This window comes from Bacillus cereus group sp. Bc061, from assembly GCF_027715825.1.
GTDB lineage: Bacteria > Bacillota > Bacilli > Bacillales > Bacillaceae_G > Bacillus_A > Bacillus_A paranthracis.
On record NZ_JAQFTZ010000002.1, the window covers coordinates 223,566 to 240,622 of the forward strand.

Consider the following 17,057-nt stretch of genomic DNA (forward strand, 5'->3'; position numbering starts at 1 on the left):
GTTATTTTTTTACAAGCTTATTCATTACTTCATACAACTTATTTGCTGCATCTGGAATACCTAATTGCCCAGCAGCAAGCTTCATATTTTGTAATGTTTGTGCATCTAATAAAATCTCGTCAATATCACGAATAAGTGTTTCAGCTGTTAAATCTTTTTCAAGCAACATTTTTGCTGCTCCTTTATCGACAACAGAACGTGCATTTTTTTCCTGATGGTTATTTGTTACATAAGGACTCGGAATTAACACACTTGGCTTACCTAACGCTGTTAATTCTGCAAGTGTTGTTGCTCCAGCTCTTGAGACAACAAGGTCTACACCTGTAAGTACTTCTGGCATATTATGAATGAAAGGTTTAATAATAACATTATTCGGGTTCCCTTTTTGCTTCACTGCGTCCATCACTTTGTCGTAATGAACTTCACCTGTTACATACAATATTTCGTAACTTTTATTTCCAAACTGTTCAATTGCCTCTACGAAAGCATCGTTAATTGGTCTAGCCCCACGGCTGCCACCAAAAATAAGCACGGATTTTTTAGGAAGAGATAAACCTACTGAACGTTTTCCTTTCATTCCATTTTGATCCATTACTTCTGACGCTCGTGGGTTTCCTGTCATGACCACTTTTGACTGCGGAAAATGTTCTGCAGCCGCTTCAAAACAAACTGCAACTTTATCAACATAGCGGCTTAAAAATTTATTCGTTACACCAGGTACACTATTTTGTTCATGTACAATAGTTGGAATACCTAATTTTGCCGCAGCATATACAACAGGTCCACATACATATCCACCTGTTCCAATTACAATATCTGGATTAAAACGACGAATATATCGTTTACTATCTTGTACACCTTTTAGAAAACGCATCACCGTTTTCACGTTATCTAACGATATTTTACGCTTAAATCCACTTATAACAATAGATTGAAACGGTATACCTGCTTTGGGCACGATTGTGCTCTCTAATCCATTCTCCGTACCAATATATAAAAACCTTGCTTCCGGATTTAATTTTTTTATTTCTCTTATTAAAGCAAGAGCCGGATAAATATGACCTCCAGTGCCCCCACCACTTACTAATACACGCACTACTAACTCCTCCGCTTCTCTTTTTCTTATTACAGTCGTATTTATTTCTATATACATATTGTTTCTTCGTACACATACGAAAAACCCTGTCTTATAAAACAGGGTTTAGTAGCGAGAATGGCGACTTATATTTAATAATACACCTACTGCCATTAACATTAATGTCAAACTTGATCCACCATAACTTAAAAACGGCAAAGTAATACCCGTAACAGGCATCAATCCTGTTACAACACCAACATTAATCATTACTTGAATCGCAATCATCGCCACAATACCTACTGCTAAAAACGTACCATATAAATCTGGCGCTCCTAAAGCTATACGAATCCCACGCCATAATAATAGACTAAATAATAATAACACAAATGAACCACCAATAAAACCTAATTCCTCGGATAAGATTGCAAATATAAAGTCTGTTTGCGGTTCAGGTAAATAAAGAAACTTTTGTCTACTTTGTCCAAGTCCAAGCCCGAATAATCCACCTGGTCCAATTGCGAGTAACGATTGAATAATTTGAAATCCACTTCCAAGCGGATCTGACCACGGGTCTAAATATGATGTAATACGTTTCATCCGATACGGTGCTGATGCAATTAGCCCTACAAATCCTGCTACACCAAGCAAACCAAACATTGCAAAGTGAAAGACTCTTGCTCCTGAGATAAATATCATAATGATACATGTCCCAACCATTACCGTCCCTGTACCAAGGTCGGGCTGTAACATAATCATTCCGAAAGCAAGAAATACAAAACCTAAAGCTGGTAGTAAACCACGTTTAAAAGAGGTAATTAATTTTTGTCGTTCCGCTAAAAATTTCGCTAAGAAAATAATCATCGCAAACTTCATAAATTCGGACGGTTGAATGGAAAATGCCCCGATTCCAATCCAACTTCGCGCTCCTCCTCGAACAAGACCTACTCCAGGAATAAGAACGAGAATAAGAAGAATGAAGCAAACTAGCAAAATTACTTTTGAATACGTACGCCACACCCAATAATCAATTTTCATAATAAAAAACATAGCCACTACACCAAGACCTGCGAATAGCAATTGCCTTTTTGCAAAAAAGAATGAGTCCCCCATTTTATAAGAGGCCCAAACCGCACTCGCACTATAAACCATAATCATTCCGATTGTTAACAACGCAAGTGTAACGATGATGAGAATAAAATCAGGCGTTTTCTTCATTACCCATAAACACCACCTCTTTAGGCAGAAACTTTTGCCCTATGTAACAAAACATCAGTAGGTGTTAGCCTACTGATGTTTTGATTTACTTTATATAAGTTTATGCACAGCTTGTATAAAAATGTCTCCTCTTTCTTCAAATGTTTTAAATTGATCCCAGCTTGCACATGCTGGAGAAAGAAGAATTACATCGCCATCTGTAGAATGAGCATAAGCTTTCACTACAGCTTCATCTAAAGTATCGACACTTTCAATTGTATCTAATCCCGCTTTTTCTGCAGCTCTTACTAATTTTGGAGCTGTTTGTCCAAATGTTACAATCGCTTTAACATTTTTGAAATACGGAATTAAATCATCGAATTCATTTCCACGATCTAGCCCACCTGCTAATAACACAGTCGGTTGTGTAAACGCAGATAAAGCTTTCTCTGTCGCTAACATATTCGTTGCTTTTGAGTCATTATAAAACTTACGGTTGTTTATAGTTGTTACGTATTCTAAACGATGTTTTACACCTGTAAAACGTTTTAAAACTGCCGTAATCGCTTCATTAGAAACACCCAATAATTTTGAGATACTCATCGCTGCTAAAATATTTTCTAAATTATGTTGACCAGGTAAAACGATATCGCCTACTTCAACAACTTTTTCACCTTTAAAATAAAGAGCATTATCTTTTATACACGCACCATCTTCAATTTCTTTCGTTGTTGAGAACAGTACTTTTTGACCTTTACTATAAGCAGATAAAGCCATCACATCTGCATCATCTGCATTTATTACACTATAATCATTTTCTGTTTGGTTTTTAAAAATATTCGCTTTTGCTAAACCATATTCTTTCTTCGTCCCATGATAATCTAAGTGGGCCTCAAATAAATTTAAAAACGCAGCAATTTTAGGTTGGAACAATTCTACTCCCATCAATTGGAACGATGAAAGTTCTGTAACTACAACTTCATTTTCTTTCGCATCCTGTGCAACTTCACACGCTACAGTTCCAATGTTCCCTGCAATTACGGGATGCTTTTGTCCTTCTTTTAGCATTTCAAATGTAAGCATTGTCGTCGTCGTTTTACCGTTAGACCCCGTAATCCCAACAAATGGTGCTTCTGAAATACGATATGCTAATTCAACTTCCGTAACAATTGGAATTTGCTTTTCTTTCGCAGCAACTAATATTGGATTAGAATACGGGATTCCTGGATTTTTTACTACAAGAGAAATATTTCTCTCTAATAATTCTAAAGGATGACCACCGCATACAACGTCCATTCCTTTTGCTTGTAATTCTGCAGCAAGTACATTCTCTGCTAAAGGCTTTCCGTCATTTACAATAACATTTGCCCCTAACTTTTGTAACAATGTAGCTGCTGCATAACCACTTTTTGCAATGCCTAATACAAGAATATTTTTATTTTGAAATTCAGTTACAGTTTTCAATTACATCCACACCCCGATATAAATTCCTAACACAGCTAATAAAAATCCTACAGACCAAAACGTCACAACGACACGCCACTCTGACCAACCACATAATTCATAATGATGGTGTAGTGGACTCATTTTAAAGACACGTTTTCCTGTTGTTTTAAATGAAATGACCTGAATAATAACCGATAAAGTTTCCATTACGAATACTCCGCCAATGATTACAAGTAGCAATTCTTGTTTTAATAAAATTGCTACAGCTGCAATGGCTCCACCTAAAGCTAATGAACCTGTATCTCCCATAAACACTTTTGCTGGATTCGCATTGAATACTAAAAATCCAAGTACAGCTCCTACAACTGCCATACAGAATATCGCTACTCCAAATTGCTCTTGTGCCACAGCAATAATACTAAATGCTCCAAATGCAATAGCAGCAGTTCCTGATAATAAACCATCTAAACCGTCAGTTAAGTTAACTGCATTTGATCCACCAATAAGCATAAATAGTACAAGTACAAAATACGCCCAACCTAATTCAAACTTAACATCCGTTCCCGGAATCATGATGTATGTGTGGAACGCTTGCCCTTTTCCAATTAAAAAGAACGCAATAGCAATAACAAGCTGACCTACTAATTTTTGTTTTGATGTTAAACCAAGATTTCTCTTCTTAACTACCTTTATGTAGTCATCTAAAAATCCAATCAATCCGTAACCAAATGTCACTAATAGTAATAACGATACCTCTGCACCTAAATGATTAAACTTAATCGCCATAATAAGTGAAGTTACCATCATAGATACGTATATGACGATACCACCCATTGTCGGTGTCCCTGATTTTTTTTGATGTGATTTTGGTCCCTCATCACGAATACTCTGTCCGAACTTTAATTTTCTTAAAAATGGAATAAACAATGGCGAAAGGGCAACAGAAATTAAGAATGCTACCCCAGCCGTTACTAATAAACCTTGCTCAAGCACATGTAGTCCTCCTCTCACGTTGTTACTCTTCGTTGTTTAAACGCTCTGTAATTGCTTCTTTAGCGATTTCACGATCATCAAAATGATGAACATCTTTACCAATAATTTGATATGTTTCATGACCCTTACCAGCAATAATGATAATATCTTCAGCTTTTGCGTTAGCAATTGCATGGTATATCGCTTCTTTTCTATCAATAATTACTTCATAATTATTTCCATTTGCACCATGTACCATATCATCTAAAATAGCTCCTGGCTCTTCACTTCTTGGATTATCTGAAGTGTAAATGGCGTGAGTTGCATATCGTGTTGCAACACTTGCCATGATTGGTCTCTTCGTTCTATCTCTATCACCGCCACAACCGACGATGCAATATACGTCACCTTTTGCAAACTGTTTTGCTGTTTTTAATACATTTTCTAAGCTATCTGGTGTATGTGCATAATCAACAATAACTGTATAATTTTGTCCACCATCAACTACTTCAAAACGTCCTGGAACTCCAGCTAGTTCCTTTATTACATCAATGATTGTTTCTAAACTTACACCAGAAACAAGTCCTGCCGCTGTCGCAGCTAGTACGTTATACACATTAAATTTCCCAATTAATTTCATCGTAACATTTACACTCTCATACGGTGTTACAAGCGTAAATGTAGTTCCACCACTTGTCATAACGATATCTTTTGCCATAACATCACTTGTTGTATCAATTCCATACGTTACAACAGTTGCTGCAGTACTTCTCATATATTCCGCTGTTACAGCATCATCGTTATTCAATACCGCGTATTTTTCACGATTATGATTATAACTATTGCCAAGTTGCGCAAATAGCAACCCTTTTGCATGTTTATATTCTTCCATCGTTTTATGATAGTCTAAATGATCTTGTGTTAAATTTGTAAACACTGCGACATCGTAATCACATCCGTGTACACGGCCAAGATCTAAAGCATGTGACGAAACTTCCATTACTGTGCTATCCACACCGTGTTCAACCATTTTTGCAAACGTCTGTTGAAGTGTTAGTGCATCTGGTGTTGTATTTTTCACCTCAAATGTTTCATCACCGATTTTCATATTAATCGTTCCAATTAGCCCGGTTTTATGACCATGTGCGCGCATAATCTCATCCATAATATGCGATGTTGTTGTCTTTCCATTTGTACCTGTAATACCGATTAAATGTAACTTGTGTGTTGGTTGACCATAAAAATAATCAGCTAAAACCGCTAACGAACGAAAAGTATTTTTCACAAGTACAACTGGAACGTCAACATCAATTGGTCTTTCCGCAACAATAGCAGCCGCTCCTTGTGCCGCTGCTTGCTTAGCAAAATCATGGCTATCAACCGTATATCCTTTCATACATACAAATAAGCTTCCTTCTTTCACTTTACGTGAATCAGCTTCTATAGATGTGATTTCTGGATTTTCTTTTGGAACAACTGGAAAATCATGCAAACATGATACAAGTGTATGCAACTTCATTTCACTAAACCCTCTCTACATTGTGTATTTATCTCTTTTATTAATAAGCAACACGTTACCTCCTAATTATGTAAAATAGGAGGTAAGTGCTACTGTGTCTAATAAATAGACCTATTTATAACCGAGACTCTTGCGGTCTCAAATTAAGTAACTCTTCTATAAAGAACTCACTTCCACCAATTGTACCATAAAACGTACTAGGTTACCTTTAATTCCCGAAGTAAATTCTAATTTTTGAGCCTTCTTTCACTTTAGCTCCTGCTTCTGGGGACTGTTTAATGACTTTCTCTCCATCTCCGCTTATATCAAGCTTCAAATCAACGAGTTGCGTCTGTAAGTCTTTCTTTTTCATACCAATTAAATTTGGAACTTCCACAGTTGGTGTATCGCCCCATTTATATTCTCTCTCAACTTGTTCTTTTCTCGGTTTCACTCCCATAACAGGAAGTGCATCCCGCAGAATATTTCCAACAATTGGAGCTGCTACTACTCCACCAAATTGCGTTACACCTTTCGGATTATCAACAGCAACATATACAACAATTTCCGGATCATCTGCTGGAGCAAAACCGATAAAAGATACGATATAATTATTCTCTAAATATTTACCATCTTTCACTTTTTGGGCTGTACCTGTTTTTCCGCCTACACGATACCCATCAATAAAAGCACCTTTACCAGATCCCTTTGCTACAACATTCTCTAATGCATACCGAACTTTTTCTGAAGTTTCCTTGGAAATAACTTTTCTTTTTTCCACAGGTGTCTTTTTACTTACAACTTGATTGTTTTTCGGATCAATAAATTCTTTAGCTATATACGGTTGATACAATGTTCCACCATTTACAGCTGCTGCTACCGCCGCCACTTGTTGAATTGGCGTAACAGAAACACCTTGACCGAATGAAGTTGTTGCTTGCTCGACTGGACCGACTTTGTCTAAATTAAATAAAATCCCACTACCTTCACCTTGCAGGTCAATTCCGGTTTTTTGTCCAAAGCCAAAATTACGAATGTATTTAAACAATCGATCTTTACCAAGACGATCACCCAGCTCGATAAATCCTGGGTTACAAGAGTTTTGAACTACTTCTAAAAACGTTTGGCTACCATGGCCTCCTGCTTTCCAGCATTTCAATCTTGCTCCACCAACTTCAGCTGCTCCATCATCATAAAACGTATCTTTCTCTAAGTCTACTAAATTTTCATTCAAAGCTGCGGCTAACGTAATGATTTTAAATGTTGAACCAGGTTCATACGTACTCCATACTGGTAAATTTCTATTGTACACTTCTGGAGAAACACTTTGAAAATCTGCCGGATCAAAACTCGGCCGACTCGACATACCTAAAATTTCACCATTTTTCGGATTCATCGCAATCGCAATCATACCATCTGGATTATATGTCGACTCTGCGATATTCATTTCTCTTTCCATAATTCTATTAATACGTGCATCAATTGTTAAGCCTAAATTCAAACCAGCTTCTGGTTTTTTGAAATCATCGCCAACATTAGGCATCCTTTGTCCTTTTGCATCTGCAAAAAAGCGCACATGACCTTCATCACCATTCAGTTCTTTATCATAATATTTTTCTAGTCCCATAAGACCTTGGTTATCACTACCTGCAAACCCTAATACATGTGATAAAAAGTTGCCAAATGGATAGTACCGGATAGAGTCTTCTGCGATATAAACACCTTTCAAACTTAATCCTCTTACCTCTTTCGCCTTATCATGTGATATTTTCCTTCCGCCTTTATCTAACCTTACAATTGATTCTTTTTTTGTAATCCTCTTATAAATCTCATCTTTTTCCACACCTAATACTGCAGCTAACTTCTCTGCAGTCTCTGCTGGTTTTTCAATTTGCCTCGGTACAACAAAGACAGTTGGAGCACTTTTATTCGTGGCAAGTTCCACACCATTTCGGTCTAAAATTTTTCCACGTTCAGGTTCAAAAGTAATATTACGACTCCATGAATCTTTCGCACGATCCGTTAACATATTCCCAAGAAAAAATTGCACATATCCAAGACGAATATCGATGATAGTGAAAATAAGTATACCTGATATGAGTATAAAAATAAGTCGTTTTCTAACTGTTACATTTGATACACGCATATTGGAACAAGCCTCCCTTACGCCTAGCTTGTTCCAATATATGCTTGTACTTATTTAATTAGAACTTCTTCTCTTTTACCATTACGGCTTTTCTGCTTCTTGTTGTGGTTCAAGTGGCGGTACAAGTGTTACACCTAACTCTGTACCAGGTTGCAACAATGTTCCTTCTGGTACACTTTGTTCGGTTACGTATCCTGTACCAGTAGGTTTTAGATTAAGCTTTAATGTTTTTGCTAAATTCATAACATCACGAAGTGCCCAGCCTTGTATATTTGGCATTGTAGGTTTATCTCCCACTAAGAAGACTCGATCACCCTTCAATGTTTGTTCAGTCGCTTTCGGTACTTGATGCTGTACTTTCCCTTCACCTAATACGATCGGACGAAGTTTTGCTTTATCAATAGCCTTTTTCGCTTCTTCCATCGTTTTTCCCGTTACATCTGGAACAGCAGTTTGTTGCTCTTTCACATATTTCTTCGGATCTTTCACTTCATTAGGCTTAATCTTTAAATACTCTAAACTATTCTTCGTTACATATTTAAAAATATCAGCTAAAGGTTGTGCGCCGCTCTCATCATCTTTCAATTTCGGCTTTTTAACAGCTACATACACAACAAGTTGCGGATCATCCATGGGTGCCATACCTAAGAATGAGAATATATAATTCTCTCTTCCTGTCATATAGCCTCCTTTTCCATCCGGAATTTGCGCTGTTCCTGTTTTACCACCAACTGAATAGCCATCGACTTTATAAGCAGTTCCTGTTCCTTTCGGAGATGTAACAACGCGTTCTAATAACTGTCTTACTTGCGCTGCTGTCTCTTTTGTAACAGGTTTTCCCACTTCTTCTGGTTTATGTTCTAATTTTACTTCCTCTGTTATCGGATCTACAATTTTATCAATTGTATAAGGTTTCATCATTTTCCCATCGTTCGCAATAGCAGTTGCAGCTTGTACAAGCTGAATTGGTGTTACAGTAGAACCTTGTCCAAAAGCTGTTGTTACTTGCTGTATTTGCTGATCGAATACAATGGTATTTGAACCTTCACCAGGTAAATCAATATTCGTTTTTTCATCCAATCCGAAAGCATGAATATACTTTCGGAAACGGTCTGGACCAAGTTTTTGATCCCCTAAAATAGCAAACGCTACATTGGAAGAACGCTCTACCCCTTCATCAAATGTGATAGAGCCCCATCCAGCGCCGCCGTTATGATCTTTTATTTTGCGGTTCCCGACTTGATATGTACCAGACTGATAATAATCTTGTCCCTTATACACACCTTCATTAATAGCTGCTGCTAGCGTGAAAATTTTCATTGTTGATCCAGGTTCAAATGCATTTGCAATTGCGTCATTGAAAAAATATTTAATTTGACGATCATTTGGATCATAACTAGGTTTAGTAGACATCGCTAATATTTTCCCTGTTTTTGGATCCGCAACGATTCCTATTAAGCTTTCTGGTTCATAATGTTTACTCGCTTCTTTCATTGCGTCTTCTAAATAACTTTGAATACGTTGGTCAAGCGTTAAATATACATTTTCTCCATTTTTAGGTGCCTTTACATTCACTTTCCCGCCATCAAGAGATACGCCTCTACGATCGCCTGTATAAGCTACTTCTCCGTTAGAAGCACTTAAATATTTATCTAAGCTTTGTTCTAAACCAAAATAACCTACTGAGGTTCCTTTATCATTTGGTTTTGCATGTCCTATGACGTAAGATGCAAAATCACCGTTTGGATACACCCTTGCATTTTCAGTAATAAATGATATACCTGGCAATTTCAATGCTTCGATTTGTTCCTTCTGTTCTTTTGTCAAATCTTTACCTAGCGTTCCAAATTCAACTTGACTTTTATCTTTTTTATTTAATGTAGCTAAAATCTTCTCTTCATCTTTTCCGAGCACTCCCGCAATTTTCTTTGCAGTATCCTCTTTATTCTCAACCGGATTCGCACCTTTTAATTCCGCTACAAGTTTATAAGAGTTTGCATCTTGTGCTAATACATGGCCGTTTTGATCATAAATCGTCCCGCGATTTGCTTCGAGAATTCCTGTTTTACTATGTTTTTGCTGAGCGAGTTTATCCAAATCCTGATTATGCACTGTTCCTGTCGCTTGTATGTAAAAAAATCGGGCTAATAACAGCAAAAAGAGCAGGAGGAATAAAATCATAAAATACCCTGCTCCCTTATTGGTATGAAATTTAGTCATATTTCTCTTCATTTTCCCTTCACACCTATTGCCTTATTTGAGGCCTTTCACATTATTCGCATTAATTTCTAGCCCGTGTTTTTTTGCAACTTCAGCGATTCGTTCATAACGACTTAACTTCTCTACTTCAGCCTGTAACTCTTGATTTTCTTTTTGCTGCTGTACAATTTTTTGTTCTATTGTCGCAGCTTCTACATTAACTTGATAAAGGCCTGCTTTATTTCCAATAAACGCTACACAGGCATACAATAAAAAGCCAATAAACGCTACATACAACAGTTTTTCGATTCTCGTAATCTTCGCTTTAGCTTTTGGTTGAACCATCTGCTGTGGGGGCGTTTGAATCTGAACCTCTTCTTGCGCTTGTTGCTTGTACTTTACAGCTAAGTTACTCATACCTCTCTCCCCTTTTTATCGTTTTTCAGCGATTCTCAATTTCGCAGAACGCGCTCGATTATTTTCTTCTAACTCTATCTCAGAAGGTAAAATCGGTTTTCTTGTAATAAGCTTTAATTTCGGCTTAAATTCATCAGGAATAATTGGTAATCCTGGTGGCAATTGTGGCGTTGTACTATTTCGCTTAAACGTCGTTTTACAAATACGGTCTTCTAAAGAATGGAATGTTATAACGCTAACTCTTCCGCCTGGCTTAACCATCTCAATTGCAGATTCCAACGCTTCTTCAAATACTTTCAATTCATCATTTACCGCAATACGGATCGCTTGGAACACTCGCTTCGCAGGATGTCCACCCGTTCTACGAGCAGGAGCTGGAATACCCTCTTTAATTAGTTCTACTAATTCCCCTGTCGTTTCAATAGCTTTATTCTCACGATACGCTTCAATTTTTCTTGCTATTTGTTTTGAAAATTTCTCTTCGCCATACTGGAAGAAAATTCTTACAAGTTGTTCATATGACCAACTATTTACAACATCATAGGCTGTTAATGGGGCATCTTGATCCATTCGCATATCTAACGGTGCATCATGATGGTAACTAAAGCCACGCTCTGGTGTATCTAATTGCGGGGATGAAACACCTAAATCAAATAAAATACCGTCTACTTCTGTTATACCTAATTCCTGTAGTTTTTCAGATAGGTAACGGAAATTACTCCGTACTGTTATGAACTGCTCACCGTATGAAGAGAATTTTTCTTTCGCATTTTGAATTGCTATCTCATCTTGATCAAACGCGATTAATCTTCCGCCTTCAGTTAATTGGGATAATAAATAAGAACTATGTCCTCCTCCCCCCAGTGTACAATCTACATATGTACCACCTGGCTTTATATCTAAGCCATCTACTGTTTCCTTCAAAAGCACTGTTACGTGATTAAACATTGTTGCACCTACTCTTTTTCCAATTAATTATGTTGAATGTATCTCCTCCTCTAAACGCATATTTCACGACTAGAGAACGAAATACTATGAAAGAACGACTCATTTAACTTGCCTACAAAGGCAGCATACTATACAAATCGCCATTTTCTTTTATTATATACTAAATTTTATCATCTTTTGCGGGAATTTAAATAAAAAACTGTCGAAAAAGATAATAATACGTTTACATTTTGTGCTATTTTGTCATATATTTAAGTATCCTGCATAATTACGATATTAGCTTTTTTAAAATTAATAATTCAGAAAAATTTCACTTCACAGTAAATTCAACGGAATAAAAATAAAATCCTGCTCCTAAGAGCAAGATTCTATAGTTTTATAACATGATGTTTTCCATCCCAAGAAAACGGTTTTTCCATTACACGATCAACGAAATCTAAACCGAACTGATTTAAATAGTAACATACATTCCACACACGCTCTTGTGGCGCTCCCAATGGACGGATTGCAAATTGTATACGACGGAATTTATTTAGTTCCACTTCATGTTTTTTCTCAACATTTCTTTTCAACATTCTTTCCAACAGTTCAATTTGTTCATTAATTTTGAACTCGTTTTTCCCTGCAAACGAACTTAATCCAGGATCTATTTTCTTTACAAACTGTTGTAATGACTTATGAATATCAATTATTTCTTTTTTCGCCTCTTCAAATCGTTCATCTATCGGTTCCTCTATTTGATTAGATAGCCAGTTTTCACGCAACTTATCTACGTTATTTAAAAACGGGTCACTCTCTTGCAATTGTAAATCGTGTAAATCTGTCGCTATATCCCTCTCAATATAAGTAATTGTAATACGAGGAACGACAGGCGGCATTCGGAAGCCGATAGTATGGAAGACTTGTTGTAATTCACTCCAGTAAGCTAATTCCCCTGGACCTCCAATAAACGCCAACGTAGGAAATACATACTCCTGCATAAGAGGGCGCGTTACAACATTATTACTAAAGCGCTCTGGGCTTCTTTCCATCTCTTCAATCAATTCCTCATATGAAAAGGAATACGTCCCATCTTTCCCAACAAACTTCCCTTGGTTGTCTTCAAGCAACACTCGCTCATTATCAATTTCCATAAATATATGTACTGCATTAGACTTTGTTTCAATAATTGGCTTATATCCTAATTCTTTAATTACTTCCTGTTGGTTATGAAGCCCCTCTTGCACTTCTTTATACTTACTTACAATTTGTTTAAAAAACGGCACTTCTAATTTTCTTAATTCAGGATGATGCGAATCGACAAGAATTAAACCAGAATTCATGAACATTTTCATAATAAGGTGACCAAAGAAATCTACATACGTATTCGATTTCCGTAAAGAATCATCAATAAATCGCAGTACATCCTTTGTAAAATTCGTTTCAGGGTATGTTTTAAAAATTTCTTCAATCCACTTTCTACAGTCTTCCAAAGAAAGCTCAGACTCTGAAGCACTCGCCTTTTTCGGATTACGATCATGAAAAATGGTCTTTTTTATTTTTTTATTCTTCGTTACAAAAGTATGATTAATTTCATCCATATCATGGTCTTCACCAGCAATCCAGAAAACAGGAACAACTTTAACGCCTAAACTTTCTTCCTTTTCCTTCGCAAGCTGTAAAACTGAAATAATTTTATGAATCGTATAAAGTGGCCCAGTTAATAACCCAGCTTGTTGTCCAGCTATAACAACATATGTATCTTCATCTTCAAGCGCTTTTACATTTTGAATGGTAGCTTCTCCCGCTTGTAATTTTGTATTATATTCTAATAAATGCGCTACTAAATCTTGGCGGAAAAACTTCCTCTCACGCAAATCTTGTACACGCTGTTTAAAAGCATCTTCTGTTAACATATAATCAAAACACGACTGTATCTCTTTTTTACCGTTCATATAGTCCGCTACAACACCTTGTTGCGGAACAGAGATTTCTTTTATCTCCATATAATTCTTCCTTTCGTATCCTGTTCTCTCACCAATCCACATTGTAGTCAATGTTTCACGTAAAAGCAAAGAATTACACTTATACTTTTACTTCTAACCCTTTTATTGCATCGAACAAAAATTGAAGTGTCGGAACGGATCGTTGCTGTTTCTTAGCTTCTTCTAATACATATCCAACAATCGCACCAATCTCTGTTTGTCTATTCGCCCTTACATCTGCCAGCATAGATGATGTATTATGAGATGTTCTTTCACATACATGACGTACCATTTCCCATACCATTTCTTTTTCTTCTTTAACGAGAAAAACGACTTCCTGGAATACTTGCTCCATCATCTGATAAAAAAACGGGTTCGTGATCAATTCTCCGTTCTTGACCTGTAATAATGCCGTCAATGGATTGATACATACATTCACTACTAATTTTTTGTGCATAACATCCTTCCAATTATCTTCTATTCGAATTGGAAAATGCGGAAAAGGAAAGCAATTAAATATTTTTTCAAAATGTATAGACCGACCGCGCACGATTCCAAACTTCGTTACACCTATCCCTGTATGATAAACGGTATGTCTTTCTTCTTTTTTCGCACCATGCTCTACAATTCCAACTGCAATATTTTCATTCTCTATTTTCTGCATAGCATGAAGGTGTGACATTCCGTTTTGCAAAAAGACTACTGAGGATTTCCCTCGCACAAAAGGTAGTATGTCAGTTATATGATATTGCTTAACAGCAATAAATATATAATCTAGCTGCTGGTCTAGCATGCTTTCTATTGGTAATACTGGCGGGAATACCGTTTCACGTTTCCCCTCCCTAATACAAGTTACACCCGTTATATTTAATTCGTCAGCCTGCTTAGCTGTCCTTGTAAACAACGTAACATCTTGATTACTTTTTTGTAAATAAAATGTATACAATAGACCAATAGCTCCTGGTCCCACAACTCCAATTTTCATTTTCACACAAGGAACTCATTTGAACACGATACATAAGTCCCTTTTTCCCCTCCTCTTTTATTCCGCGAACCCCCGATTCATACGGAATCATAATTAACTAAAGATGATCAAATGCCACCTCTTCTTTCAATATGTATATACTACTTATTACTATACTTCTACTCTTAGTTTAGCAAATCCTCAAAAAAATAATAAAAGAAATACACTATCATCTTCATAAAAATAAAAAAATGAGTTATAATATTATTATAAATATTTTCACTTTTCTGCATTCAATGAGACAAAAAGGATGTGATGTTATGGGATTCCCAAAAGTTGAGCGCTTGCTCATCAATTATAAAACATTAGACGAGTTTAAAAAATTTAAAGGCTGCGGAGCTCAAGAACTATCCATGTTAGAAGAATTACAAGCAAACATTATTGAAAACAATAGTGAATCTCCATTTTACGGTATTTATTACGGTGGATCACTCATTGCACGTATGAGTCTATACATGAAAAGGAACGGCGGGGAACCATTCGAAATTACAGGTACTTACCTAGAACTTTATAAACTTGAAGTATTACCAACTTTCCAAAAACAAGGATTCGGAGAAATGCTTGTAAATTATGCGAAGGGACTGCAGTTCCCAATTAAAACGATCGCACGTATCCATTCAGCTGGTTTTTGGGATAAATTAAATTTCCAACCTGTGTCAGTACCTGATGGTGATTTTTACGTTTGGCACCCAGAAACAAATTTGAATGCGGTTACAAATGAAGAGTCTGCATAAGAAATAAAAAAACAGCTACATAGCAGCTGTTTTTTTATTTCTTTAACTTCTCTAATTTCCCATTCGAACGAGCGCTATTTCTTTCCGCTACCATTACACTTCTTTTTTGATCGATATAATCAAGCAATGTTCTATATTCTTCCTCATATACTGATAATCGCTCCAACAGGCTCTCTTTCTCTGTTTGTAACGATTCAATTTGCTGTTGCAACACCACTAAAGAGTTTTCATCTTTATAATTTTGCAAGAAATCAATAACATCATTCAATGTAATTGACGTAGGTTCTAATACCTTCGTCTCTTTCACTTCATAATTTTCCACTTTACGCAGTTGCTTCGCTTCTTCAATACGTTCTTTGTATTGCTTTCTAACGTAAGAATTCCATCTAAAGCCACATGCTGCTGGTGTACGAGATAAATGTCTTCCCACTTCTTTAAAGGCAGATAATTGCGTTCCACCTTCTCGAATATGCCGGAGTACTACTTCTGCCAGAAGCAAATCTTCATCATCAGTCCAAGCATCTTGTCTTGTTGTCGCCATCTCTCTAGTCCTCCCTATGCATTTTTTATTAAACATATGCAGTTACTAGAAAAGATAGAATACAACAAATGAAGAATAAGACAAAAAAAATAAACGTAGAAGATATCTTCTACGTTTATTTTCCCGCAATTACTTGCTGATTACTTCTTTACCTTTGTAAGTACCGCATGCTTTACATACACGGTGAGCTAATTTCGCTTCACCACAGCTTGGGCACTCTACCATACCAGGTACTGATAATTTGAAATGCGTACGACGCTTTCTTTTTACTGTTTTAGAAGTTCTTCTAAAAGGTACAGCCATTCTTCCCACCTCCTTAAAAGAAATAGTTATTTTCATATGAAGGCCTGAACCAGTCTTCCGATTATTTGTCAAAAAACTTTGCAAGTCCTGCCAATCTTGGATCAACAGGCTTTTCTTTGTCTTCTTCCGAAATCACTTGCCAGTCTTGACCTTGCGTCGGTGCTCCACCAGAAACATCATCACTGAAAATTTGCATTGGAATCTCCAAAAGTATATTTTCCTTGATTACGGGCAGTAAGTCAAGTACTTCTCCTTCTAAACAATGAATTTCAGCTTCAGTTTCAAATTCTTCTTGTGAAGTTTGGAACACCTCAGTTGTTTTAATGTCAAATGGTAATGTCACATCTACTAAAGAGCGAGAACATGGTAAAACCATGCTTCCAGTTATATGTAGATGGAACGTAAACTTACCGGAGCCAAAATCAACTCTTCCTGTTACGTGAACAGGATTAATTTCACGAATATCTTTCTCGACCTCTTTTAGCTCACTTACATCTACCATCTCATCCAATGTCAATCCTTTATTTCTCAATTTATTCAATTGATGGATGGACCATTTCATATCATATCACCTCAAGGCAACAAACAAAATT

15 protein-coding genes are annotated in these 17,057 nt (G+C 36.5%); 1 reads left to right on the forward strand and 14 read right to left on the reverse strand.

The window, feature by feature from the left end; all coding sequences use genetic code 11:
- Position 1: 1 nt before the first annotated feature.
- The 11 genes from murG to panE all read right to left on the reverse strand — a co-directional run bounded on the left by murG (position 2) and on the right by panE (position 14,853).
- Entirely contained in the window at positions 2-1,096 is a 1,095-nt protein-coding gene (gene murG / locus PDQ40_RS10370) for an undecaprenyldiphospho-muramoylpentapeptide beta-N-acetylglucosaminyltransferase (RefSeq protein WP_001265415.1), read from the reverse strand.
- A gap of 105 nt (positions 1,097-1,201) precedes the next feature.
- Positions 1,202-2,293 (reverse strand): stage V sporulation protein E, encoded by a 1,092-nt coding sequence (gene spoVE, locus PDQ40_RS10375; protein WP_000753510.1) that lies wholly within the window; start codon positions 2,291-2,293, stop codon positions 1,202-1,204.
- 90 nt (positions 2,294-2,383) lie between these two features.
- On the reverse strand, positions 2,384-3,736 hold the full coding sequence (gene murD / locus PDQ40_RS10380) for a UDP-N-acetylmuramoyl-L-alanine--D-glutamate ligase (RefSeq protein ID WP_000860124.1): 1,353 nt from the start codon (positions 3,734-3,736) through the stop codon (positions 2,384-2,386).
- On the reverse strand, positions 3,737-4,711 hold the full coding sequence (gene mraY / locus PDQ40_RS10385) for a phospho-N-acetylmuramoyl-pentapeptide-transferase (RefSeq protein ID WP_000893058.1): 975 nt from the start codon (positions 4,709-4,711) through the stop codon (positions 3,737-3,739).
- A gap of 22 nt (positions 4,712-4,733) precedes the next feature.
- A complete protein-coding gene (gene murE / locus PDQ40_RS10390; protein WP_000766300.1) occupies positions 4,734-6,209 on the reverse strand; it encodes a UDP-N-acetylmuramoyl-L-alanyl-D-glutamate--2,6-diaminopimelate ligase in 1,476 nt (491 codons plus the stop codon).
- Between the two features lie 208 nt (positions 6,210-6,417).
- Positions 6,418-8,334, reverse strand: a complete 1,917-nt coding sequence (locus PDQ40_RS10395) for a stage V sporulation protein D (RefSeq protein ID WP_001266227.1) — start codon at positions 8,332-8,334, stop codon at positions 6,418-6,420.
- An 81-nt stretch (positions 8,335-8,415) separates the two neighbouring features.
- On the reverse strand, positions 8,416-10,566 hold the full coding sequence (locus tag PDQ40_RS10400) for a penicillin-binding protein (protein ID WP_082187544.1): 2,151 nt from the start codon (positions 10,564-10,566) through the stop codon (positions 8,416-8,418).
- 21 nt (positions 10,567-10,587) lie between these two features.
- Positions 10,588-10,950, reverse strand: coding sequence for a cell division protein FtsL (ftsL, locus tag PDQ40_RS10405; protein ID WP_000067081.1), 363 nt, complete (start codon positions 10,948-10,950; stop codon positions 10,588-10,590).
- 15 nt (positions 10,951-10,965) lie between these two features.
- Positions 10,966-11,898 (reverse strand): 16S rRNA (cytosine(1402)-N(4))-methyltransferase RsmH, encoded by a 933-nt coding sequence (gene rsmH, locus PDQ40_RS10410; RefSeq protein ID WP_000481791.1) that lies wholly within the window; start codon positions 11,896-11,898, stop codon positions 10,966-10,968.
- Positions 11,899-12,266: 368 nt separating this feature from the next.
- Positions 12,267-13,883, reverse strand: coding sequence for a bacillithiol biosynthesis cysteine-adding enzyme BshC (bshC, locus tag PDQ40_RS10415; RefSeq protein WP_000403068.1), 1,617 nt, complete (start codon positions 13,881-13,883; stop codon positions 12,267-12,269).
- Positions 13,884-13,962: 79 nt separating this feature from the next.
- Positions 13,963-14,853, reverse strand: a complete 891-nt coding sequence (panE, locus tag PDQ40_RS10420) for a 2-dehydropantoate 2-reductase (RefSeq protein WP_000782393.1) — start codon at positions 14,851-14,853, stop codon at positions 13,963-13,965.
- 293 nt (positions 14,854-15,146) lie between these two features.
- Between panE and PDQ40_RS10425 the strand changes: the two genes are divergently transcribed.
- Positions 15,147-15,620 carry an N-acetyltransferase gene (locus PDQ40_RS10425; protein WP_000506707.1) on the forward strand — a complete coding sequence of 158 codons (474 nt, stop codon included), beginning with the start codon at positions 15,147-15,149 and terminating at the stop codon, positions 15,618-15,620.
- A 34-nt stretch (positions 15,621-15,654) separates the two neighbouring features.
- Here PDQ40_RS10425 and PDQ40_RS10430 read toward each other — a convergent pair whose 3' ends face one another.
- The 3 genes from PDQ40_RS10430 to PDQ40_RS10440 all read right to left on the reverse strand — a co-directional run bounded on the left by PDQ40_RS10430 (position 15,655) and on the right by PDQ40_RS10440 (position 17,026).
- Complete coding sequence (locus PDQ40_RS10430; RefSeq protein WP_000246478.1) at positions 15,655-16,161, reverse strand: RsfA family transcriptional regulator; 507 nt, start codon at positions 16,159-16,161, stop codon at positions 15,655-15,657.
- Positions 16,162-16,290: 129 nt separating this feature from the next.
- Positions 16,291-16,464 (reverse strand): 50S ribosomal protein L32, encoded by a 174-nt coding sequence (rpmF, locus tag PDQ40_RS10435; protein ID WP_001984764.1) that lies wholly within the window; start codon positions 16,462-16,464, stop codon positions 16,291-16,293.
- Positions 16,465-16,525: 61 nt separating this feature from the next.
- Positions 16,526-17,026, reverse strand: a complete 501-nt coding sequence (locus PDQ40_RS10440; protein ID WP_000872145.1) for a YceD family protein — start codon at positions 17,024-17,026, stop codon at positions 16,526-16,528.
- Between the last annotated feature and the right edge of the window lie 31 nt (positions 17,027-17,057).